At 72.7% G+C, this 24,108-nt stretch carries 22 protein-coding genes and 1 pseudogene; 3 read left to right on the top strand and 20 right to left on the bottom strand.

Translation table 11 applies throughout. From position 1 onward, the window contains the following. Nucleotides 1-156 precede the first annotated feature (156 nt). The 9 genes and pseudogenes from ABT118_RS13040 to ABT118_RS13000 all read right to left on the bottom strand — a co-directional run bounded on the left by ABT118_RS13040 (nt 157) and on the right by ABT118_RS13000 (nt 12,746). Complete coding sequence (locus tag ABT118_RS13040) at nt 157-3,180, bottom strand: helix-turn-helix transcriptional regulator (RefSeq protein WP_350664799.1); 3,024 nt, start codon at nt 3,178-3,180, stop codon at nt 157-159. Nucleotides 3,181-3,296: 116 nt separating this feature from the next. Continuing rightward, on the bottom strand, nt 3,297-3,482 hold the full coding sequence (locus tag ABT118_RS13035; RefSeq protein ID WP_350664789.1) for a hypothetical protein: 186 nt from the start codon (nt 3,480-3,482) through the stop codon (nt 3,297-3,299). Nucleotides 3,483-3,695: 213 nt separating this feature from the next. Then, entirely contained in the window at nt 3,696-5,204 is a 1,509-nt protein-coding gene (gatB, locus tag ABT118_RS13030; RefSeq protein WP_350664779.1) for an Asp-tRNA(Asn)/Glu-tRNA(Gln) amidotransferase subunit GatB, read from the bottom strand. 32 nt (nt 5,205-5,236) lie between these two features. Then, nucleotides 5,237-5,476, bottom strand: a complete 240-nt coding sequence (locus ABT118_RS13025) for a hypothetical protein (RefSeq protein WP_350664770.1) — start codon at nt 5,474-5,476, stop codon at nt 5,237-5,239. After that, nucleotides 5,473-6,966, bottom strand: a complete 1,494-nt coding sequence (gene gatA, locus ABT118_RS13020) for an Asp-tRNA(Asn)/Glu-tRNA(Gln) amidotransferase subunit GatA (RefSeq protein WP_350664760.1) — start codon at nt 6,964-6,966, stop codon at nt 5,473-5,475. Before gatA ends, ABT118_RS13025 begins: the two co-directional genes overlap by 4 nt. A 5-nt stretch (nt 6,967-6,971) precedes the next feature. Next, nucleotides 6,972-7,268 carry an Asp-tRNA(Asn)/Glu-tRNA(Gln) amidotransferase subunit GatC gene (gene gatC / locus ABT118_RS13015; RefSeq protein WP_280719380.1) on the bottom strand — a complete coding sequence of 99 codons (297 nt, stop codon included), beginning with the start codon at nt 7,266-7,268 and terminating at the stop codon, nt 6,972-6,974. 247 nt (nt 7,269-7,515) lie between these two features. After that, a pseudogene (locus ABT118_RS13010) lies at nt 7,516-9,093 on the bottom strand (putative bifunctional diguanylate cyclase/phosphodiesterase); the annotation flags it as partial. A 366-nt stretch (nt 9,094-9,459) separates the two neighbouring features. Then, nucleotides 9,460-11,724 (bottom strand): NAD-dependent DNA ligase LigA, encoded by a 2,265-nt coding sequence (gene ligA, locus ABT118_RS13005; RefSeq protein ID WP_350664701.1) that lies wholly within the window; start codon nt 11,722-11,724, stop codon nt 9,460-9,462. Between the two features lie 11 nt (nt 11,725-11,735). Continuing rightward, nucleotides 11,736-12,746 (bottom strand): methionine synthase, encoded by a 1,011-nt coding sequence (locus ABT118_RS13000; RefSeq protein ID WP_502884532.1) that lies wholly within the window; start codon nt 12,744-12,746, stop codon nt 11,736-11,738. A gap of 189 nt (nt 12,747-12,935) precedes the next feature. Between ABT118_RS13000 and ABT118_RS12995 the strand changes: the two genes are divergently transcribed. Both ABT118_RS12995 and ABT118_RS12990 read left to right on the top strand, forming a co-directional pair. Continuing rightward, on the top strand, nt 12,936-13,505 hold the full coding sequence (locus tag ABT118_RS12995; protein WP_350664685.1) for an RNA polymerase sigma factor: 570 nt from the start codon (nt 12,936-12,938) through the stop codon (nt 13,503-13,505). Next, entirely contained in the window at nt 13,502-13,786 is a 285-nt protein-coding gene (locus ABT118_RS12990) for a hypothetical protein (protein WP_350664670.1), read from the top strand. The genes ABT118_RS12995 and ABT118_RS12990 overlap by 4 nt, the downstream gene beginning before the upstream one ends. 7 nt (nt 13,787-13,793) lie before the next feature. On the opposite strand, the gene ABT118_RS12985 is transcribed toward ABT118_RS12990, so the two are convergent. Genes ABT118_RS12985 through ABT118_RS12960 form a run of 6 tightly spaced genes read right to left on the bottom strand, consistent with a single transcriptional unit; the run spans nt 13,794 to nt 18,374 of the window. Next, nucleotides 13,794-14,228, bottom strand: a complete 435-nt coding sequence (locus ABT118_RS12985; protein WP_350664659.1) for a VOC family protein — start codon at nt 14,226-14,228, stop codon at nt 13,794-13,796. A gap of 38 nt (nt 14,229-14,266) precedes the next feature. Next, a complete protein-coding gene (locus ABT118_RS12980; RefSeq protein WP_350664646.1) occupies nt 14,267-14,956 on the bottom strand; it encodes an SDR family oxidoreductase in 690 nt (229 codons plus the stop codon). Then, entirely contained in the window at nt 14,956-15,486 is a 531-nt protein-coding gene (locus tag ABT118_RS12975) for an LOG family protein (RefSeq protein ID WP_350664634.1), read from the bottom strand. Before ABT118_RS12975 ends, ABT118_RS12980 begins: the two co-directional genes overlap by 1 nt. 44 nt (nt 15,487-15,530) lie before the next feature. Further along, the gene (locus tag ABT118_RS12970) at nt 15,531-15,980 is read right to left on the bottom strand and encodes a PH domain-containing protein (RefSeq protein ID WP_350664621.1); all 450 of its coding nucleotides are present in this window, start codon (nt 15,978-15,980) and stop codon (nt 15,531-15,533) included. A 45-nt stretch (nt 15,981-16,025) separates the two neighbouring features. Beyond that, nucleotides 16,026-17,162, bottom strand: a complete 1,137-nt coding sequence (mnmA, locus tag ABT118_RS12965) for a tRNA 2-thiouridine(34) synthase MnmA (protein ID WP_350664614.1) — start codon at nt 17,160-17,162, stop codon at nt 16,026-16,028. Nucleotides 17,163-17,189: 27 nt separating this feature from the next. Then, a complete protein-coding gene (locus tag ABT118_RS12960; protein ID WP_350664599.1) occupies nt 17,190-18,374 on the bottom strand; it encodes a cysteine desulfurase family protein in 1,185 nt (394 codons plus the stop codon). 120 nt (nt 18,375-18,494) lie between these two features. Here ABT118_RS12960 and ABT118_RS12955 point away from each other — a divergent pair, with 120 nt between their 5' ends. Beyond that, nucleotides 18,495-19,316 carry an IclR family transcriptional regulator gene (locus ABT118_RS12955; protein WP_350664588.1) on the top strand — a complete coding sequence of 274 codons (822 nt, stop codon included), beginning with the start codon at nt 18,495-18,497 and terminating at the stop codon, nt 19,314-19,316. On the opposite strand, the gene ABT118_RS12950 is transcribed toward ABT118_RS12955, so the two are convergent. The 5 genes from ABT118_RS12950 to ABT118_RS12930 all read right to left on the bottom strand — a co-directional run bounded on the left by ABT118_RS12950 (nt 19,252) and on the right by ABT118_RS12930 (nt 24,006). Beyond that, on the bottom strand, nt 19,252-19,911 hold the full coding sequence (locus ABT118_RS12950) for a trimeric intracellular cation channel family protein (protein ID WP_350664578.1): 660 nt from the start codon (nt 19,909-19,911) through the stop codon (nt 19,252-19,254). The two genes, ABT118_RS12955 and ABT118_RS12950, sit on opposite strands and share 65 nt — an antisense overlap. Before the next feature lie 59 nt (nt 19,912-19,970). Continuing rightward, a complete protein-coding gene (locus ABT118_RS12945; protein ID WP_350664555.1) occupies nt 19,971-20,780 on the bottom strand; it encodes a methyltransferase domain-containing protein in 810 nt (269 codons plus the stop codon). A gap of 81 nt (nt 20,781-20,861) precedes the next feature. Further along, nucleotides 20,862-21,905 (bottom strand): ABC transporter ATP-binding protein, encoded by a 1,044-nt coding sequence (locus tag ABT118_RS12940; RefSeq protein WP_350664543.1) that lies wholly within the window; start codon nt 21,903-21,905, stop codon nt 20,862-20,864. A 29-nt stretch (nt 21,906-21,934) separates the two neighbouring features. Then, complete coding sequence (locus tag ABT118_RS12935; protein WP_350664530.1) at nt 21,935-23,011, bottom strand: ABC transporter ATP-binding protein; 1,077 nt, start codon at nt 23,009-23,011, stop codon at nt 21,935-21,937. Beyond that, entirely contained in the window at nt 23,008-24,006 is a 999-nt protein-coding gene (locus ABT118_RS12930) for an ABC transporter permease (RefSeq protein WP_350664513.1), read from the bottom strand. The genes ABT118_RS12935 and ABT118_RS12930 overlap by 4 nt, the downstream gene beginning before the upstream one ends. Nucleotides 24,007-24,108 lie beyond the last annotated feature (102 nt).

The following is a 24,108-nucleotide window of genomic DNA, read 5'->3' as shown; positions in this document are numbered from 1 at the left end:
CGCACACTCAACTTAGAGTAATGGCCTCCGGGTGCCGTTGTGCCCCACTCTCGGCGGGATCGCCCCGGTTGGCCGCGGCGCACGACGGGGGCGCACGGGGCGCTGCCCGGCCGCGCGGGGCCCACCGGACCCTGGGAGCAGGGCAGTTGGAGCCGGTCAGGCGCCCAGCAGGTGCAGCCGGTGGGCCAGGGCCGCGGCCTCGCCCCGGCTGCCGACCGAGAGCTTGGCCAGGATGTTGGAGACGTGCACGCTGGCGGTCTTCGGGGAGATGTAGAGCTCCTCCGCGATCTGCCGGTTGGTCCGCCCCTCGGCCAACCGGTGCAGCACGTCCCGCTCGCGCGGGGTGAGGCCGAACTGGTCGGCGGGCTCGGTCGGTTGGGCCGCCCGGACCGGCCGGGCGGCCAGCGAGAGCCCGGCCCTGGCGGTCAACTGCCCGATGTCCTGGCGGAGGTAGAGCCCTGCGGTGGTGAGCGCCTCGACCTCGCGGAGCGGCTCGACCGCGGCCTCCCGCCGACCGGCCGCCAGCAGCGACTCAGCCTGCCGGTAGAGCGCCTGCCCGAGCGGGCAGCCGAGCCCGGTGCCCCGGAGCTGCCCGACCACCCCGGCCCACTGCTCGGAGGTGTCCACCCCGTCCGCCCGGGCCAGCTCGGCCGCCAGCAGCGCCGCCCAGCCCTGGTGCAGCGGCGTACGGGGCCGCAGCCGCGCGGCCACCTCGGCGATCCGGCGGAGCACCACCGGCCGCCCCAGGTCGGCCGCCGCAGAGCCGCGCGAGTCGGCCTCCCCGGCCGCACCCTCGACCAGCACCGGCAGCAGCCCGTACAGGCAGCCGTCCGAGAGGGTCTGGTCGGCCGGGCGGGCGTCCAGCCGGTCGAGTACGGCGAGCAGCTCGGCCCTGGCCTCCAGCGGGCGCCCGGCCCGCAGTGCGACCCGCATGCCCAGCCGGGCCATCGGCAGGTCGTGCTGCGCCTGCCTGACCTGCCGGCCGGCCGTCCTGGCCCGCTCCAGGGCGGCCTCGGCTCCGGCCAAGTCACCCTGGTCGAGCAGGAGTTCGGAGCGCAGCCGGTCCAGGAAGGGGTGGAAGGCCCGGGCCGCCGGATCGCCCTCCAGGTCGGCCAGCAGCTGCTCGGCCTCGCCGGGACGGCCGAGCGCGAGCAGGCACTCCACCAGGTTTCCGGTCAGCAGCGCACCGATGTTGGCGAGCAGCCCGTTGCCCCCGGCCACCGCGAGCCCCTCCCGGACCAGCGCCTCGGCCTCGGCCGGCCGGCCGAGTGAGAGCAGCAGGCTGGAGAGGTTGTTGAGCCCCCGGCACAGCACGTCCACCGGCCCGGTGCGGCGGCTCTGTCCGACCGCCTCGGTGAGCAGCGCGACCCCGGCCTCCGGATCGCCGAAGTACGCGGTCAGGTTGCCCAGCGTCATCCGGGCGTGCTGCTCGACCGCGTCGGCCCCGACCTCGCGGGCGATCGCGGCGGCGCGCTCGGCCAGCTCCCGGTCCGCCAGGGTCGGATCGCCGAGCATCGCGTGGCCGGCGGCCAGCGCGAGCACCTCGGCCTGCACCGGGGACGGCGGCAGGCCCGCCACCAGCCGCAGCGCCTGCTCGATCTCCTCGTCGCTGCCGCTGCGCCGCAGGTGGCCGAGCATCTGCGAGCGCTGGATCCGGAACCAGGCGGCGCGCTCCGGCTCGGTCTCCTCGTCCAGCAGCTTGAAGGCCCGCTTGGCCAGGCTGAGGCCGCGGTCCCGGTCGCCCGAGCGACGGGCCGCCAGCACCGCCTCGGCCATCACGTCGACCAGGTGCAGCAGCCGGCAGCCGCCCCCGTCGTGCCCGCACGGCGGGTAGGTGCCGGCCCAGTCGGCGGGCCGCAGGTTCTCCCGCCCGACCTCCTCGGACACTTCGTCCCAGAGCTCCAGCGCCCGCTCCAGCATCCCCAGCTGCTCGGCGAAGGCGTTCCGCCGCCGGGCCACCCGGGCGGCCTCCAGCGCGGTCGGCAGCGCCCGGCCCGGATCGTGCGCGTGGTACCAGTAGTTGGCCAGCCGGGCGGGCAGGCCGTTGCCGCAGACCAGCGCGCCGTTCTGCTCCAGCGCGGTGGCGTACCTGCGGTTGATCCGGTGCCGCTCGCCGGGCAGCAGGTCGTCCGAGATCGCCTCCCGGACCAATGCGTGCCGGAACCGGTAGCCCTCGCCGTCGCTGTCCCGCCGGAGCACGTTGACCCCGACGGCGTTGCGCAGGGCGTCGATCAGGACGTCCTCGCCCTCGTCGAGCACCGCCTCCAGCAGGCCGTGCTCGACCAGGGAGCCGCCCTCGGCGGCGATTCTGAGCACCCGTTGGGTCTGGTCCGGCAGGGCCTCGACCCGGACCAGCAGCAGGTCCCGGAGCGAGTCGGTGAGCCCGGTGTCGCAGCCGTCCTGGTGCGCGGCGGCCAGCTCCTCGACGAAGAACGGGTTGCCCTCGGAGCGGCGGTGGATCCGGTCCACCAGCTCCCGGGCGGGCGCCCCGGCGCCCAGGATGCCGGCCAGCTGGGCCGCCACCTCGCCCCGGCCGAAGCGGCGCAGCTCCAGCCGCTGCACGGTCCGCAGCCGGTCCAGCTCGGCCAGGAACGGCCGCAGCGGGTGCCGGCGGTGCAGGTCGTCGGTGCGGTAGGTGGCGACGATCAGGACCCGGGCCCGGTGCAGGGTGCGGATCAGGTAGGCGAGCAGCTCCCGGGTGGACCGGTCGGACCAGTGCAGGTCCTCGATCGCCAGCACGATGGTCTGCTCGGCGCTGAGCCGCTCGAACAGCCGGGCGGTGTGCTCGAACAGCTGGGCCCGGCCGAACTCGTCGTTGGGCTCGGCGTCGTCGGCGCCGAACTCCGGCAGCAGCCGGGTGAGATGGCCCTCCATCCCGACCGCGGCCCGCTCCAGCTCGGCGCCCAGGCCGCGGTGCAGTCGGCGCAGCGCGGTGGCCAGCGGTGCGTACGGCAGGCCCTCGGCGCCGACCTCCAGGCAGCTGCCGACGGTGGTCACCGCGCCGCTCGCGCAGGCGGTGGCCAGGAACTCCTCGATCACCCGGGTCTTGCCCACCCCGGCCTCACCGCCGACCAGGACCGCCTGCGGCTGGCCGGCGTCGGCCCGGCGGAGGGCGGCTTCGAGGGCGGTGATCTCGGTGCCGCGTCCGACGAAGACCGGGCTCACCGATATCTGCTCCATGGCGCTGAGCATGCCACAGGCCGCCGACACCGTCCGAGCGGATATCTCGCTGTTCGGACGGGCGGCGGCCGGGGTGTGACGGTCTGTCGGTATTCGTACCGTCAGCTCGTCACCGGTCAGCATTCGCGCAGCTGCGGGCGGGGACTCAGCGCCCCGACCCGGCGGTTTCGCAGCGCTCTCAGCAGGCCGCTCCGGGGGGTGTGGCCGGCTGACGCGGCCAGCGCCTCGCGGACCAGCGCGTCGTGCCGGGCCAGCCGCTGCAGCTCCTGGGCGCGGGACTGGATGAGCTCGTACTCCAACATGGGTGGTGCTCCTTCTCGCCGGACCGTCCCGGCCGCCGTTCGGCCGGTCCTTCGTCCTGCTAAGAGCTTCCTCCGCTGAGGAGGGCCGCCACATCGGGAGCATGCCGCATGTTCCGGGCCGTCAGGTCCTTAGAAGGTCCTCGGACGCGGACCGCCCGCCCCGTGAGTACGGGGCGGGCGGTCGTCGGCCGGGGCCTGAGGGTCTAGGTATGCCTAGGCCTCGACCCCGAGCTTCGCCAGGATCATGTCCTTCACCTTGGCGGCGTCGGCCTGGCCGCGGGTGGTCTTCATGACCGCCCCGACCAGTGCGCCGACCGCGGCCACCTTGCCGTCGCGGATCTTGTCGGCGATCGCGCCGTTCTCGGCGATCGCCTGGTCGACCGCCGCGCCGAGCGCGGAGTCGTCCGAGACCACGGCCAGGCCGCGGGCTTCGACCACGGCGTCCGGCTCGCCCTCGCCGGCCAGCACGGCCGCGACGACCTGCTTGGCCAGCTTGTCGTTGAGCTTGCCCTCCGCGACCAGTGCGGCGATCCGGGCGACCTGGGCCGGGGTGATCGGCTGCTCGCTCAGCTCGGTGCCGGTCTCGTTGGCGTTGCGCGCCACCTCGCCCATCCACCACTTGCGGGCCTGCTCGGCGGTGGCGCCGGCCGCGACGGTGTCCAGGATCGGCTGGACCGCACCGGCGTTGAGCACCGACTGCATGTCCTTGTCCGACAGGCCCCACTCGCCCTGCAGCCGGGCGCGGCGCACCCGGGGCAGCTCGGGCAGGCCGGCCCGCAGCTCCTCGACCCAGTCGCGCGCGGGCGCGATCGGGACCAGGTCGGGCTCCGGGAAGTACCGGTAGTCCTCGGCGTTGTCCTTGATCCGGCCGGCCGTGGTGGAGCCGTCCTCCTCGTGGAAGTGCCGGGTCTCCTGGACGATGGTGCCGCCGTCGGTGAGCACGGTGGCGTGCCGGCGGATCTCGAACCTCGCGGCCCGCTCCACGCTGCGCAGCGAGTTGACGTTCTTGGTCTCCGAGCGGGTGCCGAACTTCTCCCGGCCGTGCGGACGCAGCGACAGGTTGACGTCGCAGCGCATCTGGCCCTTGTCCATCCGGGCCTCGGAGACCTCGAGCGCCTTGATCAGCTCGCGCAGCTCGGCCACGTACGCCTTCGCCACCTCGGGAGCGCGGTCGCCCGCGCCCTCGATCGGCTTGGTGACGATCTCGATCAGCGGGATGCCGGCCCGGTTGTAGTCCAGCAGCGAGTGCGAGGCGCCGTGGATGCGGCCGGTCGCGCCGCCGATGTGGGAGGACTTGCCGGTGTCCTCCTCCATGTGGGCGCGCTCGATCTCGACCCGGAAGGTCGAGCCGTCCTCCAACTGCACGTCGAGGTAGCCGTTGAAGGCGATCGGCTCGTCGTACTGCGAGGTCTGGAAGTTCTTCGGCATGTCCGGGTAGAAGTAGTTCTTCCGGGCGAACCGGCACCACTCGGCGATCTCGCAGTTCAGCGCGAGGCCGATCTTGATCGCCGACTCCACGCCGATCGCGTTGACCACCGGCAGCGAGCCCGGCAGGCCGAGGCAGGTCGGGCAGGTCTGCGAGTTGGGCTCGGCGCCCAGCTCGGTCGAACAGCCGCAGAACATCTTGGTCTTGGTACCCAGCTCGACATGGACCTCAAGGCCCATCACCGGGTCGAACGAGGCAAGTGCGTCCTCGTACGAGACCAGGCTAATGACGCTCACAGCGTCCCCTTCATTTGAGTCTTGGAGGTCCGTCAGCCCAGCAGCACGTCGTCGTCCCCGAGCCGCTTGAGCTCACGGACGAGGAGCGCGGTGCCGGTGATCAGCGCGGCGGCGCCGACCAGGGCGTTGATCAGCTTGAGGGTGTCGTTCTCGCCCCGGGCCTTCTTGACGTCCTTGACGATCGCGACCGCGCCGAAGGCGCTCGTCCCGATGGACAGCCAGAGACCGGGCTTGGACTTCTTGAACCCCTTGGCCTTCGCGATGCTGCTCACAGTGCCGGTGCCTCCTCCAGCAGGGGGTGTCCCCACTTGTCGTTGAGTGCGGCCTCGACGGCGCCGCCCACGCGGTACAGGCGGTCGTCCGCCATCGCGGGGGCGATGATCTGCAGGCCGACCGGGAGATTGTCCTCCGGCGCGAGCCCGCAGGGCAGCGACATGGCCGCGTTGCCCGCGAGGTTCGACGGAATCGTGCACAGGTCGGCCAGGTACATCGCCATCGGGTCGTCGGCGCGCTCGCCGATCGGGAAGGCGGTGGTCGGCGTGGTCGGCGAGATCAGCACGTCGACACCGGCGAAGGCGGCGTCGAAGTCGCGCGAGATCAGGGTGCGGACCTTCTGGGCCGAGCCGTAGTAGGCGTCGTAGTAGCCCGAGGAGAGGGCGTAGGTGCCGAGGATGATCCGGCGCTTGACCTCGTCGCCGAAGCCGGCCTCGCGGGTGAGCGCGGTGACCTCCTCCGCCGAGCGGCTGCCGTCGTCGCCGACCCGCAGGCCGTAGCGCATCGCGTCGAAGCGGGCCAGGTTGGAGCTGGCCTCGCTGGGCGCGATCAGGTAGTAGGCGGGCAGCGCCAGGGTGAACGACGGGCAGGAGACCTCGACCACCTCGGCACCGAGCTCGCGGAGCAGCTCGACCGACTCGTTGAAGCGCTGCATCACGCCGGCCTGGTAGCCCTCGCCGGCGAACTCCTTGACCACGCCGATCCGCATGCCGCGGACGTCGCGCAGCTTCGCCGCCGCGACCACGGCCGGGACCGGCGCGTCGATCGAGGTGGAGTCCAGCGGGTCGTGGCCGGCGATCGCCTCGTGCAGCAGCGCCGCGTCCAGCACCGTACGGGCGCAGGGGCCGCCCTGGTCCAGCGAGGAGGAGAACGCGATCAGGCCGTAGCGGGAGACCGAGCCGTAGGTCGGCTTGACGCCGACCGTGCCGGTGACGGCACCGGGCTGACGGATCGAGCCGCCGGTGTCGGTGCCGATCGCCAGCGGGGCCTGGTACGCGGCCAGCGCCGCCGCCGAGCCGCCGCCGGAGCCGCCGGGGATCCGGGACAGGTCCCAGGGGTTGCCGGTCGGACCGTAGGCGGAGTTCTCGGTGGAGGAGCCCATCGCGAACTCGTCCATGTTGGTCTTGCCCAGGATGACCACGCCCGCGTCCTTCAGACGGGTCGTCAGGGTGGCGTCGTACGGCGGGACCCAGCCTTCGAGGATCTTGGAGCCGCAGGTGGTGGGCACGCCCTTGGTGGTGAAGACGTCCTTCAGCGCGAGCGGGACGCCGGCCAGCGGGCCGAGCTCCTCGCCCTTCGCGCGCTTGGCGTCCACCGCGCGGGCGGCGTTCAGCGCACCCTCGGTGTCCACGTGCAGGAAGGCGTTGACCTTCTTGTCCACGGCGTCGATCCGGTCCAGGTGCGCCTGGGCGACCTCGACGGCGGAGACCTCGCCGGAGGCGATGGCGGCGGCGGTCTCGGCGGCCGTCCGCTTGATCAGTTCGGTCATGGTGATCAGTCCTCCCCGAGAATCTGCGGCACGCGGAAACGCTGCTCCTCGGCGGCAGGGGCACCGGAGAGCGCCTGCTCGGGGGTGAGCGACGGCCGCACCACGTCCGCGCGCATGACGTTGGTCAGCGGCAGCGGGTGGGAGGTCGGCGGTACGTCCTGTCCGGCGACCTCGGAAACGCGGGCGACCGCGCCGATGATCACGTCGAGCTGCTCGGCGAAGTGGTCCAACTCTTCGGCCTGCAGCTCCAGACGCGACAGCCGGGCGAGGTGGGCGACCTCCTCGCGCGTGATGCCAGGCATGCAGCGATCCTCAAGGTGAGTTCTGGTCAGGCCGGGCGGTTGGTGACGTACCCGGCCTCTTTCTTGGGGCCATCCTATGGGCAAGCGCGCAGCCGCCAACGAGCCCCGCAGCGGCTCGGGGCTCCGCTCGGGCGCGGCTCCGCCGCGGGCGGCGCCGTCCCAGGGGCACGGCCCGGACCGAAACGGGTCGCGTCCGCGCGCGTCCTGACGGACGGACGTGCGCGGGCGCGACCCGGCGGCCGGCGGGCTACTGCGGGGTGGTCGGGGCCGCGACCGGCGGGAGGGCCGAACGCTTGGCGAAGAGTTCGACCGGCGGGGCGCCGGTGCGGTGGACCATCAGCCAGGCGGTGGCCTGGTCGGCCGGGAGGGCGGCCGAGACCAGCCAGCCCTGCACCGCGTCCACGCCCATGCTGTGCAGCTGCTCCCAGGTCTCGTCGTCCTCGACGCCCTCGGCGACCACGGTCAGGCCGAGCGAGTGCGCCAGCTCCACCGAGCAGCGGACCACCGCCGCGTCGTGGTCGTCGGCGACCATCCGGGAGACGAAGGACCGGTCGATCTTCAGCTCGCCCACCGGCAGCGAGCGCAGCCGCACCAGCGAGGAGTGCCCGGTGCCGAAGTCGTCCAGCGACATCCCGACCCCGTACCGCCGCAGCTCGGCCAGGGTGTCGGCGGCCAGCCGGGAGTCGTCCAGCAGCAGCCGCTCGGTGATCTCCAACTGGAGCGCGGCGGCCGGTACGTGGTGCCGGGTCAGGTGTCCGGCGACCCGGTCGGCGAAGCCGGGGTTGAGCACGTCCCGGGGCGAGACGTTCACCGCGACCTGCACCTCCAGGCCCTGGGCCCGCCAGATCGCCAGCTGGCCGACGGCCGACTCCAGCACGTAGTCGGTCAGCCGGGGCATCAGGCCGCTGGACTCGGCCAGCCCGATGAACTCGTCCGGGGGCACCCGCCCCTGGCCGGGCCGCTCCCAGCGGAGCAGCGCCTCCAGACCGACCACCCGCCCGTCGAAGGCGACCTTCGGCTGGTAATGCAGCTGGACCTCGTTGGTCTCCAGCGCCCGGCGCAGATCACCCAGCAGGCCGATCCGGTACGGCGTGTCGAGGTCCCTGGTCTCGTCGTACTGCTCGACCCCGGTCCGCCGCCGCTGGGCGTGCGCCATCGCCACGTCGGCGCGGCGGAGCAGCGCCTCGGCGTCCTGGGCGTGCGCCGGGTAGACGCAGACGCCGGCGCTGGCCTCCAGCACCAGCAGCAGCCCGTCCAGCCGGATCGGCGCGGCGAGTTCGGCGATCAGCGCCTTGGCGACCCGCTCCAGGGTGTCGGGACGGCCGACCCCGGGGAGCAGGACGGCGAACTCGTCGCCGCCCATCCGGGCCACCACCGGGCGCAGGCTCTGCTGCACCGGCGGCGGCAGGCTGGAGAACACGTCGTCCGGGTCGTCCCGGCCGGGGTTGTGGGTGCCCGCGCGCAGCGCCCGGTGCAGGCGGCGGGCGATGTGCACCAGCAGTCTGTCCCCGGCGGTGTGTCCGAGTGCGTCGTTGAGTGACCTGAACCGGTCGAGATCGAGCAGGATCAGCCCGACGTTCCAGTCCTGGTCGCCCCCGTGCTCGGCGATCGCCTCCTGGGCGGCCAGCAGCAGGGCATGCCGGTTCGGCAGGTCGGTCAGCGGGTCGGTGAGCTGATCCCGCGCCCGGTCCCTGGCGATCCGCCAGGCGGCCACCAGGACGGCGAGCGGCACCGCGAACAGCGGTAACAGCTCGGGCTCGTGCCGGTACACCAGGACGGCGAGCGGAATGAGCGGCGCCGCGCCGGCCAACAGCACGCCGAGCAGCAGGACCGCACCTGCCACCCCCTGCGGCGGGCGTGTGGGCGCGCCGCCGGTCGTACGATCCATAAGCCCTGTCCTCCGTCGGGCCCGCCCCGTTCAGGCCGCCTTTCGGTGCGACACCCGGAGGTGCCGGTGGGCGCCAGTGAGTGGGCGTCCCCTGCGGCACCGGCTGCAAACCCGGTGCCGACCACCCCTGCTGACACAGTGTCGCCCTAAGGGTAAGCCGGTGTCCGACCGGTAAGGCAGACTTTCGGACAACCCTGGACACACCACCGGCGGAACATCCTTTCGGAATGCCGCACCCTGACAGAATGCCCGGTTTCTTTCGGCCGGACCCCGCTGACGAGGCATCAGGAAGGTAACGGAGCCTCAGTCCTCGGCGGGGGCCTCCCCGACCGGCTCGATGCCCAGGTGGGCCCGGGCCGCCTCGGCCCCGTCGGCCAGCAGGACGGCGAATCCGGCGTCGTCCAGCACCGCCAGCCCGAGCTGGACCGCCTTGTCGTACTTCGACCCGGGGTTGTCACCGGCGACCACGAAGTCGGTCTTCTTCGACACCGAACCGGTCACCTTGGCCCCGCGCGAGGTCAGCGCCTCCTTGGCGCCGTCCCGGGTGTGGCCGGCCAGCGTGCCGGTGACCACCACGGTCAGACCCTCCAGCGGCCGGGGGCCGTCGTCCTCGGCGCTCTCCTCGGTGAAGCGGACGCCCGCGGCGCGCCACTTCTCCAGGATCTCCCGGTGCCACTCCTCCTCGTACCACTCCTTGATCGCCCGGGCGATGATCGGGCCGACCCCCTCGGTGGCGGCCAGCTCCTCCTCGCTGGCGGCGAAGATCGCGTCCAGGTCGCGGAACTCCCGGGCCAGCGCCTGGGCCGAGACCGGGCCGACGTGACGGATCGACAGGCCGTTGAGGTAGCGCCAGAGCGGCCGGTCCTTCGCCTTGTCGAGGTTCTCCAGCAGCACGGTGGCCGATTTCTTCGGCTCACCCTTGAGATTGGCGAAGAAGGTGACCACCTTCTCCTTGCCGGTCCGGTCGTCCGGCTTGGGCATGCCGGTCTTCGGGTCCAGCACCCTGGCCTTGATCGGCAGCAGCTGGTCGATCGTCAGGGCGAAGATGTCCCCCTCGTTGCCGACCGGCGGCTCGGCGGGCTCCAGCGGCTGGGTCAGCGCGGTGGCCGCCACGTAGCCGAGGCCCTCGACGTCCAGCGAGGACCGGCCGCCGAGGTAGGCGATCCGCTCCCGGATCTGGGCCGGGCAGTGCTGCGCGTTGGGGCAGCGCAGGTCGATGTCGCCCTCGCTCATCGGGCGCAGCCCGCTGCCGCACTCCGGGCACTCGGTTGGCATCTCGAACGGCCTGGCGTCCTCCGGCCGCAGCTCCATCACCGGGCCGAGGATCTCCGGGATCACGTCACCGGCCTTGCGCAGCACGATGGTGTCGCCGATCAGCACGCCCTTGGCCTTCACCACGTCCTGGTTGTGCAGGGTGGCGTACTGGACCATCGAGCCGGCCACCTTGACCGGCTGCTCCAGCACCGCGTACGGGGTGGCCCGGCCCGTCCGGCCGATGCCGATCCTGATCTCGGCGAGCCTGCCGTTGACCTCCTCCGGCGGGTACTTCCAGGCGATCGCCCAGCGCGGTGACTTGGAGGTTGCGCCGAGCCTGCCCTGCAGCGGGATCTCGTCGACCTTGACCACCACGCCGTCGATCTCGTGCTCGACCGAGTGGCGCTGCTCGCCGTACTGCTTGATGAAGGCGCGCACCTCGTCCAGGCTGCCGACCACCCGGTTGTGCTTCGCCGTGGGCAGGCCCCAGTCGTGCAGCAGCTGGTAGGCGTGCGACTGGCAGTCGATGTCGAAGCCCTCGCGGGCGCCGATGCCGTGCACCACCATGTGCAGCGGGCGGGAGGCGGTGACCAGCGGGTCCTTCTGCCGGAGCGAACCGGCCGCCGCGTTCCGCGGGTTGGCGAACAGCCTGACCAGGGCGCCGGGGCGCTTGCCCTCCCGGACGCGCTCCTCGTTCACCTTCTCCCGGCGCTCGTTCTCCGCCGCGAGCGAGGCGTTCAGCTCGGCGAAGGCCTCGGTCGGGAGGTAGACCTCGCCCCGGATCTCCACCAGCGCGGGGACGTGCTCGCCCTTGAGCCGGTGCGGGATCTCCTTGATAGTGCGGACGTTGGCGGTGATGTCCTCACCGACCCGGCCGTCGCCGCGGGTCGCGGCCTGGGTCAACTGCCCGTTCTCGTACGTGAGGTTGACGGCCAGGCCGTCCACCTTGAGCTCGCACAGGTAGTGGTAGTCGATGCCGTCCAGCTCGCGGGCGACCCGCTCGGCCCAGGCGGCCAGCTCCTCGTCGTCCATCGCGTTGTCCAGGCTGAGCAGGCGCTCACGGTGCTCGACCGCGGCGAACAGCTCGGTCGGCGCGCCGCCGACGGTGTGGGTCGGCGAGTCGGGGGTGTCCAGGACCGGGTGCTCGGCCTCGATCCGCTCCAACTCCCGCAGCAGCTGGTCGAACTCGGCGTCGGTGACGATCGGGGCGTCCTGCTCGTAGTACCGCACCCGGTGGCCGACGATCTCCGCCGCCAGCTCGGCGTGCCGCTCGCGAACCTCCGCCGGTACGTCCGCCCAGCCCTCGACCGCCACCCTGTCCTCCTCTACTCGGGGTTGTCCACCAGGCTCTGCGCGGCCCTCGCGCTGAGTGACAGCGCCGTACGGGCGTACGCGGGCGAAGCCCCCGCCAACCCGCAGGTCGGTGTCACCAGCACCCGGCGGCCCAGCAGCTCCGGGGACAGCCCCAACCTGCGCCACAACGTCCTGACACCCTGGACACTACCGGCCGGGTCCGTCATTCCCTGGTCGGTGGAGGGCACCACACCGGCGAGGAACACCGTCCCGGCCTCGACCGCCTCGCCGATCGCCTCGTCGTCACGCTCCGTCAGCAGGGCGAAGTCCAGCGAGATCCCGGCCGCCCCGGCCCGGCGCAGCAGCGGGATCGGCACCCCGGGCGCGCAACTGTGCACCAGCACCGGTGCGTCCAGCCCCGAGACCACGCTGCGCAGCACCTCCTCGGCGACCTGGCGGTCCACCGACCGCAGCCGCTGGAAGCCGCTGGCCGTCTTCACCGCACCGGCCAGCACCGCGGGCAGCGAGGGCTCGTCCAGCTGGAGCACCACCTCCGCACCGGGAATCCGCTTCCGGACGTCCTCCAAGTGCCGCCGCAGCCCCTCGGTGAGCGACTCGGCGATGCCCCGGCAGGCGCCCGGGTCGCGCAACGCCTTCTCGCCGCTGCGCAGTTCGATCGAGGCGGCCAGCGTCCACGGCCCGACCGCCTGCACCTTGAGCGCGCCCCGGTACCCCTGGGTGAACTCCTCCAGCGCGTCCAGGTCCTCGCCCAGCCAGGAGTGCGCCCGCCGGGTGTCCCGCCCCGGCCGGTCGGCGAACCGCCAGCCGCTCGGCTCGGTCTGCGCGAACAGCTCGACCAGCAGCCCGGCCCCGCGCCCGATCATGTCCGCCCCGGGCCCCCGGGCCGGCAGCTCGGGCAGGTGCGGCAGCAACTCCAGGGCGCCGACCGCGGTCCTCGCGGCCTCCCGCGCATCGGTGCCGGGCAGCGAACCGACCCCGGTCGCGGCGCCGGACAGGTCGGGGAAGCGAAGCTCAGTACTCACCCCGCGAGCCTATGGCACCCGGCGGGCCGAATCCTTTCCCGGCTCCTCCCCCTCTTGTGCACGGACCGGCCGCACGGGCCGGGGGACATCCGGAGGAACGAAGCATGATGATCGCCATCACTGCCGTGATCGGTGCGCTGCTGGTCTGCGTCTGCACCGTGACGCTGCTCAAGCGGAGGAGTCGCAACCGTGGCTGACCGGTACACCTGGCCGGACGAGCGGCTGATCAGGACCGCCCAGGACGGCGACCCGGGCTCACTGACCGCCGTGGTCCTGGAGTCGCAGCCGCACGTCCACCGGTTCGCCCGCTCGCTGTGCGCCGACCCGCAGGACGCCGAGGACGCGGCGCAGGAGGCGCTGATCATCCTCTACCGGAAGATCGGCACCCTGCGCGCCTCCGGTGCGCTGGCCTCCTGGATGTTCCGCATCGTCCGCAACGAGTGCCTGCGGCAGCTGCGGCAGCTCACCACCGGACCGGCCCCCGGCGACGCGGACGGCGAGCCGGCCCCCTCCGCCGAACACACGGTGCTGCGGCGGCTGGAGGCCGAGCGGATCGCCGCCGCGATCGGCGGCCTGCCCCGGGACCAGCGGCAGGTGCTGGTCCTGCGCGACCTCCAGGGCCTGCCCGGCCACCACGTGGCCCGGTCGCTCGGGCTCAGCAACGCCGCCATGAAGTCCAGGCTGCACCGGGCCAGGGCCGCCCTGCGGCAGGCCCTGGCCCCGACCGGGGACACCGTCGAAGGGCAGGAACGGCCATGACGAACCGCCAACCCGACCGGGCCGCAGCGGACTTCGCCAGCGCCTCGGTCCCCCGGCACCTGCTCCGCGGGCTGCTCGGCCTCGGCCTGGTCATCGGCCCGATCGCCCTGCTCCCCTACGCCGGTCCGGCCGTCCTGCTGGCCGCGCCGCTGGGCCTGGTCGCCTTCCGGGGCTGCCCGGCCTGCTGGCTGATCGGCCTGGCCCAGACCGTCTCCCGTGGCCGGCTGGAACGCACCTGCACGGACGGCGGCTGCACCCTGGCGAAGGCGGGGCCGCGCTGATGCCGCGTCAGTCCAGGCAGAACTCGTGGCCCTCGAGGTCCTGCATCGAGATGCAGGACTCGTTGACCCCGTCGGCCCGCAGCACCTGCACCACCACCGCGCCGAGCGCGACCAGCCGCGCGGCCTCGGCCTCCAGGACGGCGAGCCGCTCCTCGCCCACCAGCCCGGTGCCGACCCGCACGTCGAGGTGCGCCCGGTTCTTGGCCACCTTGCCCTCGGGCACGCGCTGGAAGAACAGGCGCGGGCCCACCCCGGAGGGGTCGCTGCAGGCGAACCAGGCGCCGCCCTGCTCCGGCGGCAGCGTGCGGTTGAACCCGTCCCAGTCGGCGAACCCGGCCGGCGGCGGCGCCGGGGTGTACCCGAGCACCTCGCACCAGAAGCGGCCGACGCGCTCGGGATCCGCACAGTCGAAGGTCACCTGGAACTGCCTGATCGATGCCATCGGGCCACCCTAGGGGTGGACCGGACCGGACCGCAGGCCTATTTTCCGGGACGGACGGTGATGTCGGTGATCTCCGCGTCCCGCGGCAGGTCGAGGGCGGTGAGCACGGCGGTGGCGACCGACTCCGGGGCGATCCAGCGGGACGGGTCGTACTCCTGGCCCTCCTGCTGGTGCACCTTCACCTGCATCGCGGTCGCCGTCCGCCCCGGGTACACCGAGGTGACCCGGACGCCGTGGCCGTGCTCCTCCGCCCGCAGCGAGTCGGCCAGCGCCCGCAGGCCGAACTTGCTCGCGGCGTACGCCCCCCAGGTGGCGTGCGCGGTCAGGCCCGCCCCCGAGTTGACGAACACCACGTGGCCCCGGGCCAGCCGCAGCGAGGGCAGCAGCAGCCGGGTGAGCTCGGCGGGCGCGACCAGGTTGACGTTCAGCTGCTCCTGCCAGGCCTTCACCGGGAGGTCGCCGACCTCGCCGAGCTGGACCACTCCCGCGATGTGCAGGATCGAGTCCAGCTCGACCGGCTGCTCCTGGTGGCCGAGGGCCCAGGACAGCTTGGCCGGGTCACCCAGGTCGCCCACCAGGGTCCGGGCGCCGGGGAAGCGGGCCCGCAGCTCGGCGCCGCGCTTGGCGTCCCGGGCCAGCAGCCAGAGCTGCTCGCCACGTTCGGCCAGCCGCTCGGCGACGACCGCGCCGATGCCGGAACCGGCCCCGGTGATCAGGTGAGCACCCATCAGTTCTTCTCCTTCAGCCGGGCCAGCGCCTCGGCGGGTTCGGCGGCGAAGCTGATCAGCTCGGCCAGCGGACGCGGCAGGAAGCCCTCGGCGTCCATCCGCTCCAACTGGGTGCGCAGCCCGCCGTAGAAGCCCTCGGTGTCGAGCACCACCACCGGCTTGTCGTGCAGCGCGTGCTTCTTCAGCTCCAGCACCTCGGTGATCTCGTCCAGCGTCCCCAGCCCGCCGACCAGCACCACCACGGCCTCGGCCCGGGCCAGCAGCTGCGCCTTGCGCTCCGCCAGGTCCCGGGTCATCACCAGCTCGTCGGCACCCTGGTACGTCTTGTGGGCCAGGAACTCCACCGAGATCCCGACCAGCCGCCCGCCGGCCTCCTTGACCCCGTCGGCCAGCAGCCCCATCAGCCCGGCGTCGGACCCGCCCCAGACCAGGGTGTGCCCGCCCTCCCCGAGCAGGCGGGCGAACTCGGCGGCGGGGGCGGTGTACTTCTCGTCCAGCGAGTACGCGGAACAGAAAACAGTGATGTCCATAGTGCCCCCAGGTCTATCAGGTCCCCCGCCGCTCACGGCACCCGTTATCGCCCGGGCCGGTGGACCTGCCGGCACTCCTGCAGGGCCTGGAGCATCCGCTCGGCGCCCTCGTTCCGGTCCCACCAGCTGCCGAGCAGCTGGGGCAGCCGGACCGTACCGCCGTCCTGGCGGACCACCTCGACCAGCAGGTGGTCCTCGCCTCGGGGGTTGAACCGGCGGCACATCCGCAGATCGGCGACCTCGTCCCAGCGGAGCGTCCGCCGCCGGATCAGGTTCCAGCTGCGGATGCCGTCCCGGTCGGCCCGGACCGAGGCGGTCAGGGCCATCACCGCGCCGACCCCCATCAGGCTCAGCACCCACGCGACCAGGGCCAGCCGGGAGGCTCCGGGGCCGAGCGACCAGTGGTCGGCCAGGAGCAGGCCACCGACCGGGCCGCAGGCGAGGAAGCACCACATCAGACCGCGCTGCTCAGCCCGGAAAATCAGTTCGTTCACAGACGCAATCGTGCCAGGCCGTCCTCCGGAACCACGTACCGGAGATCAGACCGTGACCGCGCGCCGCTCCGTACTGGCGATGGTGGCCGAGCCGAGCACCCGGGTGCCGTCGTAGAGCACGACGGCCTGGCCGGGGGCGATCCCCCGGGCGGGGGTGGCCAGTCGGACCTTCAGCTCGCCGTCGGTCAGCACCGCCGTGACCGGGACCTCCTCGCCGTGGGCCCGCAGCTGGGCGGTGTACGCGCCCTCGCCGGCCGGGGGCTCGCCGCACCAGCGGGGGCGGATCGCGGTCAGGCCGAGCACGTCGAGGCCCTCCACCGGGCCGACCGTGACGGTGTTGTTCACCGGCGAGATGTCGAGCACGTAGCGGGGCTTGCCGTCGGCGGCGGGGTGGCCGATCCGCAGGCCCTTGCGCTGGCCGATGGTGAAGCCGTACGCACCCTCGTGCTCGCCGAGCTTGGTGCCGTCGGCGTCCACGATGTCGCCGGTGGCGGTGCCGAGGTGCTTGGCCAGGAAGCCCTGGGTGTCGCCGTCGGCGATGAAGCAGATGTCGTGGCTGTCCGGCTTCTTGGCGACGGCGAGGCCGCGGCTCTCGGCCTCCACCCGGATCAGGTCCTTGGTGGTGTCGCCGAGCGGGAAGAGCGAGTGCGCGAGCTGGTCCGCGTCGAGCACCCCGAGCACGTAGGACTGGTCCTTGGCCATGTCCACCGCACGGTGCAACTGCCGCTCCCCGGACGGGAGGTCGACGATCCGGGCGTAGTGCCCGGTGCAGACCGCGTCGAAGCCGAGGGCGATCGCCTTGTCCAGCAGCGCGGCGAACTTGATCTTCTCGTTGCAGCGCAGGCAGGGGTTCGGGGTCCGGCCGGCCGCGTACTCGGCGACGAAGTCGTCGATCACGTCCTCGCGGAACCGCTCCGCGAGGTCCCAGACGTAGAACGGGATGCCGATCACGTCCGCGGCCCGGCGGGCATCCCGGGAGTCCTCGATGGTGCAGCAGCCCCGGGCCCCGGTCCGGAACGACTGCGGGTTCGAGGACAGCGCCAGATGGACCCCGGTCACCTCGTGCCCGGCCTCGACCGCCCGGGCGGCGGCCACGGCGGAGTCGACCCCGCCGGACATCGCCGCGAGCACGCGGAGTCGGCCGTTGCCGGGGGACGCGGGAGCACCAGGAAAGTCAGTCATGATGCCCACCAGGGTACGTGCTGAGCCCTAGCGGCGGGCGGCGGCGGCCAGTCCGGCGTTGCGGGCGCGCAGGACGGCGGGCCCGATCGCGGCGGCCAGGGCGGCCACGTCGTCCCGGGTGGAGGTGTGGCCGAGGGAGAACCGGAGCGAGGCGCGGGCCAGCAGCGGGTCGGCGCCCAGCGCCAGCAGCACGTGGCTGGGCTGCGGCACCCCGGCGGAGCAGGCGGAGCCGGTGGAGCACTCGATGCCCTGGGCGTCCAGCAGCATCAGCAGGGCGTCGCCCTCGCAGCCGGGGAAGGAGAAGTGCGCGTTGGCGGGCAGCCGCCCGGCCGTCGCGGGGTCGCCGTTGAGCACCGCGTCGGGCACCACCCGCAGCACCTCGGCGACCAGCTCGTCCCGGAGCGCGCCGACCGCCAGGGCGTGCTCGGCCCGGCGCTGCACCGCGAGTTCGGCGGCGGCGGCGAACCCGGCGGCGGCGGGCACGTCCAGCGTCCCGGAGCGGACGTCCCGCTCCTGGCCGCCGCCGTGCAGCAGCGGCACCGGGGTGACGCCCCGGCCGAGCAGCAGCGCGCCGATCCCGTACGGACCGCCGACCTTGTGACCGGTGACGGTCAGCGCGTCCAGGCCGGACTCGGCGAAGGAGACCGGCACCTGGCCCAGCGCCTGCACCGCGTCGGCGTGCATCGGGATGCCGAACTCCCGGGCGACCGCCACCAGTTCGTGGATCGGCTGGAGCGTGCCGACCTCGTTGTTGGCCCACATCACGGTGACCAGTGCGACCGAGGCGGGGTCGCGCTCGATCGCCTCCCGGAGCGCGGCCGGGTGCACCCGGCCGTACCCGTCCACCGGCAGGTACTCGACCTGGGCGTCCTCGTGCTCGGAGAGCCAGTGCACCGCGTCCAGCACCGCATGGTGCTCGACCGGGCTGCACAGCACCCGGCGGCGGGCCGGATCGGCGTCCCGGCGGGCCCAGTACAGGCCCTTCACCGCGAGGTTGTCGGATTCGGTGCCGCCACCGGTGAGCACGATCTCGCTGGGGCGCGCACCGAGCGACTGGGCCAGCGACTCGCGCGACTCCTCGACCACCCGGCGGGCCCGGCGGCCGGCCGCGTGCAGGGAGGAGGCGTTGCCGACCACCCCGAGGTGCGCGCTCATGGCGGCGATCGCCTCGGGCAGCATCGGAGTGGTGGCCGCGTGGTCGAGATAAGGCATAGCGGCACAAGTGTAGGGGCCCGGCTGGTCACGATTTGGCCATTGCACCCTCTGCAACGCGCCGTTAGCCTCCTGCCTCGGCCCAACAGGCGAGAGCCGACAGGCGAGAGGCGGGGCGGAATGTCACAGACAGTGGACCGGGCGCTGACGATCCTCACCTCCCTGGGCGACGGTCCCGCCTCGCTCGAACAGGCCGCCGCCCGGATCGGCGTGCACAAGTCGACCGCCCTGCGGCTGCTCCGCACGCTCCAGGAACACGGCCTGGTGCACCGCCAGTCCGACCAGCGCTACCGGCTCGGCGGCAAGCTCTTCTCGCTGGCCCAGCAGGCCCTGGAGGCGATCGACGTCCGGCAGGTCGCCGCCCCGTTCCTGGCCTCGCTGAACGAGCGGTACGGCCACACCGTGCAGCTCGCGGTGCTGGACATGGGCGAGGTGCTCTACCTGGACAAGGTGGAGAGCCGCTACCCGGACCGGCCCGGCACCTGGTCCGACCCGGCGGCCCGGATCGGGCTGCGGGTCCCGGCGGTCGCCACCGCCGTCGGCAAGGTGCTGCTGGCCGATCTGCCGGAGGATCAGCTGACGGCCTTTCTGGACGTGCAGGACTTCCCGGCCAGGACCAGCACCAGCATCCGCACCGCCGAGGAGTTCCGGGCCGAGCTGACCGGGGTCCAGCGCCAGGGCTGGGCGGTCGACCAGGCCGAGTACCAGGAGACGGTGAACTGCATCGCCGCCCCGGTGGTCGGCCCCGGGGGCGCCGCGATCGCCGCCTGCTCGATCTCCGCCCCGGTCGGGGTGGCCCCGATCGCCGAGCTCAGCCGGCTGCTGCCGGAGCTGCTCTGCACGGTCGAGGCGATCTCGCTCGCGTACGGCGGCTCGCCTACTCCTCGCTGGTGCGAGAACCGTTGCGGTGCCAAGCACGTGGCGCCCGCCAGCCATATCTGAGCGCCAGCATCCGCAGCACGAACGCGGTCAGCGCCGCGGCCGTACCGGTCGCCGTGGTGAGGCGGCCCGCTCCGATCAGCAGCACCACCATGGCCGAGCCGACCAGCGCGGGCACCGCGTAGATCTCCCGGTCCCAGCGCAGCAGCGAGGGCATCTCGTGCGCCAGCACGTCCCGGATCACGCCGCCGCCGGCCGCCGTCAGCATGCCCAGCGCCATCGAGGAGACCGCGCCGAGGCCGTAGTCGTGCGCCTTGGCCGTGCCGGTGACGCAGAACAGGCCGAGGCCGAGCGCGTCCAGGGTCTGCACCGCCCGGTTGATCCGCTCCACCTCGGGGTGCAGGAAGAACACCACCAGGGCGGCCAGCAGCGGGGTGACGAAGTACCCGAGATTGGTGAACGCGACCACCGGGGTGGCCCCGATCACCAGGTCGCGCATCACCCCGCCACCCAGCGCGGTCGCCTCGGCGAGGACTGAGATGCCGAAGATGTCCATGTTCTTGCGGACGGCCAGCAGGCCCCCGGACAGGGCGAACACGAAGATGCCGATCAGGTCCAGGGTCTGCTGCACGTCAGGGGCGAAGAGCTGCGAAGTCACCGTCAATTCTTATCCTGCCGGTCACCCGGACGGGGACAGCCGCCCCGGGGCTCCGCCGGTCAGCCCACCGCCCGGCCCACTGCGACCAGCGCGGCCACCGGCAGTGCGACGGTGCCGTCCGGCTCGGCCCAGCGGGCCACCAGGGCGTCGTACCCGGCCCTGATCCGGCCGGTGGTGGCCGCGTCCTGACCCTCGATCAGCGAGGAGGTGAGCACCGTGCCGGTGAGCACCGCCCGCCACCAGTCACCGGGGGCGACCCGGTGGGTCCAGCCGACCCGGTGCACCTCGACCCCGGTCAGACCGCCGGTCTCCAGCAGCCCGGCGAACCGCTCGGGCGTCGCGTACGGCGCGAACGGCGAGCTGCTCGGCAGGCCGGCCGGACGGGCCGCACCGGCCTCGGTGACGGCGTCGAAGAAGACGCCCTGGGCCCGGTTCGCCGCCAGGGTGTCCCAGCAGGACAGCACCACCCGGCCACCGGGGGCCACCACCCGGGCCAGGTCCTGCACCGCTGCCACCGGGTCGGGGACGTGGTTGATCACGAACGCGCCCACCGCCCCCTCGAACTCCCCCGCCCCGAAGGGCAGTCCGGGCAGCCCGGCCCGGAGCACCCGCACCCCGGGCAGGGCCCGGGCCGCCTCCAGCACCATCGGCCCGACCGCGTCGGTGGCCACCACCTCGGCCCCGAGCCGTACCGCCGCAGCGGCCAACCGGCCCGTCCCGCAGCCCACTTCGAGCAGCCGCAGCCCCGGGGCCGCACCGGCCTCGGCCAGCAGCCGGTCGTGCAGCCCGGCCGTCATCGCACCGAACCCGTCGTCGTACGTACCGCTGCGGCGCGCCCACCCACTGCGCTCGAACTCCGCGAACTCCACCGTGCTGCCCCTCGATCGACCGTTGCCGGTCGTGCCGGGGCCAGCATGCCCTACCCGGAGGCCCGGGGGCCCGGAGGTGCCTCAGCTGCTCTCGGGGAAGCTGTTCTCGGGGAAGTGGCAGGCCACCTGGTGGCCGGCCCGGGCCGCGACCAGCGGGGGCTCCTGGTTGGCGCAGATGTCCTGGGCCTTCCAGCAGCGGGTCCGGAAGCGGCACCCGCTGGGCGGGTTGATCGGCGACGGCACGTCCCCGGTGAGCAGGATCCGCTCCCGCTGCTGCTTGCGGCGCGGGTCCGGCACCGGCACGGCCGACATCAGCGCGTTGGTGTACGGGTGCATCGGCACCGAGTACAGCGAGTCCCGGTCGGCGATCTCCACCACCTTGCCGAGGTACATCACCGCGACCCGGTCGGAGACGTGCCGGACCACCGAGAGGTCGTGCGCGATGATCAGGTAGGTCAGGCCGAGCTCGTTCTGCAGGTCGTCGAGCAGGTTGACCACCTGGGCCTGGATCGACACGTCGAGCGCGGAGACCGGCTCGTCGGCGACGATCATCTTCGGCTTGAGCGCCAGTGCCCGGGCGATCCCGATCCGCTGCCGCTGCCCGCCGGAGAACTCGTGCGGGTAGCGGTTGTAGTGCTCGGGGCTGAGGCCGCACAGCTCCAGCAGGTCCTGCACCGCGCGCTTGACGCCGTGCTCGGTGGCGACCTTCTGCAGCCGGAACGGCGCCCCGACGATGGTGCCGACGGTGTGCCGGGGGTTCAGCGAGGAGTACGGGTCCTGGAAGATCATCTGGATGTCCCGGCGGAGCGGCCGCATCGCCGAGACGCCGAGGTGGGTGATGTCCCGGCCGTCGAACTCGATCTTCCCGCCGGTCGGCTCGTCCAGCCGGGTGACCAGCCGGCCCATGGTCGACTTGCCGCAGCCGGACTCGCCCACCACGCCGAGCGTCTCGCCGGCCCGGACCTCGAAGTCGATCCCGTCCACCGCGTGGACCGCACCGACCTGACGCCGCAGCAGCCCCTTGGTGATCGGGAAGTGCCGGCTCAGCCCGGACACCCGGAGCAGCGGCTCACGGTCGGAGGCCGGGGCGGGCGACGGGATGGTCGCCGTCTGACTGTCCGTCATGGGGTTGTCTCCTGAGGGGTGGTACGTGCTCACAGCCGGGGCGCGATCTCTTCGGTGAAGATCCGGTGCCGCTCGGCGATCGGCAGATGGCAGGCGGCGTGGTGCCCGGGAGCGGCCTCGGCCAGGGTCGGCACGTCGGTGGTCGAGCGGCCGTGGGTCAGCGAGGCGTACGGGCAGCGCGGGTGGAAGGCGCAGCCGGACGGCACGTTGATCAGGCTGGGCGGGGTGCCCTTGACCGGGACCAGACGGTCCTGGAGCGGCCGGTCGAGCCGCGGCATCGAGCCCAGCAGGCCCCAGGTGTAGGGGTGTTCGGGCGAGTCGAAGAGCGTCTCGGCCGGCCCGCGCTCGATGCACTTGCCGCCGTACATCACCAGGATGTCGTCGGCCAGCTCGGCCACCACGCCCAGGTCGTGGGTGATGATGATGACCGCCGAGCCGAACTCCTTCTGCAGGTCCCGGATCAGGTCCAGGATCTGCGCCTGGACGGTGACGTCCAGGGCGGTGGTGGGCTCGTCGGCGATCAGCAGCGAGGGGTCGTTGACCAGGGCCATCGCGATCATCGCGCGCTGGCGCATGCCGCCGGAGAACTCGTGCGGGTAGCCGTCGATCCGCTTGTCCGGCTGCGGGATGCCGACCCGGTCGAGCATCTCGATCGCGCGGGTGCGGGCCTCCTTCTTCGAGGCGCCCGGGTGGTGGGCCCGGTAGCCCTCGATGATCTGGGCGCCGACCGAGTAGTACGGGTGCATCGCAGTCAGCGGGTCCTGGAAGATCATGGCCATCTTCTGGCCCCGCAGCTGCCGCACCCGGTCGGGGTCGGCGCGGACCAACTCCTCGCCGTCCAGCCACACTTCGCCGGTGATCTGCGGCGCACCGCGCTTGGTGCCGGTGCGGTGCAGGCCCATCACCGAGAGCGAGGTGACGGACTTCCCGGAGCCGGACTCGCCGACGATGCCGAGCGTCTTGCCCTTCTCCAGCGCGAAGCTGAGGCCGTCCACCGACTTCACCAGACCGTCCTCGGTCGGGAAGTGCACCTTCAGGTTCTCCACCGAGAGGAACGGCTTGCCGACGCCGGCCGGGTCGGGCCGGTCGATCTGGATCTTGCTCATGCCAGCCTCACCCGAGGGTCGACAACTGCGTAAAGGACATCGACCACGAGGTTGGCCAGGATGATGAAGAAACCGGCGAAGAGCGTCACACCCATGATCACCGGGAGGTCACTGGAGGCGATCGAGGAGACCGCCTCATAGCCGAGACCGCGGAAGTTGAAGGTGGACTCGGTCAGCACCGCACCACCGATCAGCGCGCCGAGGTCCATCCCGAAGACGGTCAGGATCGGGGTGAGGGTGGAGCGCATGGCGTGCTTGCCGATCACCGTCCGCTCGCCCAGGCCCTTGGCGCGGGCGGTGCGGATGTAGTCCTCGCCGAGCACCTCCAGCAGGGTGGCGCGGGTGAGCCGGGCGTACGTCGCCGCGTACAGGAAGGCGAGCGTGATCCAGGGCAGCAGCATGTTCTGGAACCAGGCCACCGGATCGGTGCCGAGCTCGACGTAGTCGTGCGGGAACCAGCCGAGCTGGTAGACGAAGACCGCGCTGGCCAGCATGCCGGTGAAGTAGATCGGCAGCGAGACGCCGGCCAGGGCCGTGGTCATCGTGACCCGGTCCAGCAGGGTCCGGCGCTTGAGCGCGGAGACCACACCGGTCGCGGTGCCGAAGGTCAGCCAGAGCACCGAGGCGCCGGCCGCCAGCGAGGCGGTGACGCCCAGCCGGTCGAGCAGGACCGGCCAGACCTCGCGCTCGGTCTTGAACGAGTAACCGAAGCACGGGGCGGCGCAGTTGGTGACGTCCACGCCGGTGCTGTAGTCGCGCCCGACCACCAGCCCCTTCAGGAACAGGTAGTACTGCTCGGGGATCGACTTGTCGAGGCCCATCTTGTGCCGGATGCCCTCGATGGCCGCCGGGTCGGTGATCTTCCCGACGTAGTACGTCGCCGGGTCGGTTCCGGTGAGCTTCGGCACCATAAAGAAGATGCCGAAGGTGACGGCGGAGACCACCAGCAGCATGGCGACGACGTTGACGAGCCGTCGGATGAAATACACGAGCATTGCGGTCGACCCCGCCGGGGGCCGGCCGGAACCCCTGTGGGAGTTCCGGCCGGCCCCGGCGGAGCCTTCACCTGCCCTTCGGACTAGCAGAGCGAACCAGGG

Source organism: Kitasatospora sp. NPDC002040 (genome assembly GCF_040296785.1).
Classification (GTDB): Bacteria; Actinomycetota; Actinomycetes; order Streptomycetales; family Streptomycetaceae; genus Kitasatospora.
This window is presented reverse-complemented; position numbering and strand designations above follow the sequence as displayed.

Coding starts and splice junctions, on each gene's coding strand:
- ABT118_RS12935 (WP_350664530.1), bottom strand. CDS start 23,011: ATGAGCAAGATCCAGATCGACCGGCCCGACCCGGCCGGCGTCGGCAAG.
- ABT118_RS12975 (WP_350664634.1), bottom strand. CDS start 15,486: ATGGACATCACTGTTTTCTGTTCCGCGTACTCGCTGGACGAGAAGTAC.
- ABT118_RS12955 (WP_350664588.1), top strand. CDS start 18,495: ATGTCACAGACAGTGGACCGGGCGCTGACGATCCTCACCTCCCTGGGC.
- ABT118_RS13040 (WP_350664799.1), bottom strand. CDS start 3,180: ATGGAGCAGATATCGGTGAGCCCGGTCTTCGTCGGACGCGGCACCGAG.
- ABT118_RS12980 (WP_350664646.1), bottom strand. CDS start 14,956: ATGGGTGCTCACCTGATCACCGGGGCCGGTTCCGGCATCGGCGCGGTC.
- gatC (WP_280719380.1), bottom strand. CDS start 7,268: ATGCCTGGCATCACGCGCGAGGAGGTCGCCCACCTCGCCCGGCTGTCG.
- ABT118_RS12960 (WP_350664599.1), bottom strand. CDS start 18,374: ATGCCTTATCTCGACCACGCGGCCACCACTCCGATGCTGCCCGAGGCG.
- mnmA (WP_350664614.1), bottom strand. CDS start 17,162: ATGACTGACTTTCCTGGTGCTCCCGCGTCCCCCGGCAACGGCCGACTC.
- ABT118_RS12940 (WP_350664543.1), bottom strand. CDS start 21,905: ATGACGGACAGTCAGACGGCGACCATCCCGTCGCCCGCCCCGGCCTCC.
- ABT118_RS12930 (WP_350664513.1), bottom strand. CDS start 24,006: ATGCTCGTGTATTTCATCCGACGGCTCGTCAACGTCGTCGCCATGCTG.
- ABT118_RS12990 (WP_350664670.1), top strand. CDS start 13,502: ATGACGAACCGCCAACCCGACCGGGCCGCAGCGGACTTCGCCAGCGCC.
- gatA (WP_350664760.1), bottom strand. CDS start 6,966: ATGACCGAACTGATCAAGCGGACGGCCGCCGAGACCGCCGCCGCCATC.
- ABT118_RS13035 (WP_350664789.1), bottom strand. CDS start 3,482: ATGTTGGAGTACGAGCTCATCCAGTCCCGCGCCCAGGAGCTGCAGCGG.
- ABT118_RS12985 (WP_350664659.1), bottom strand. CDS start 14,228: ATGGCATCGATCAGGCAGTTCCAGGTGACCTTCGACTGTGCGGATCCC.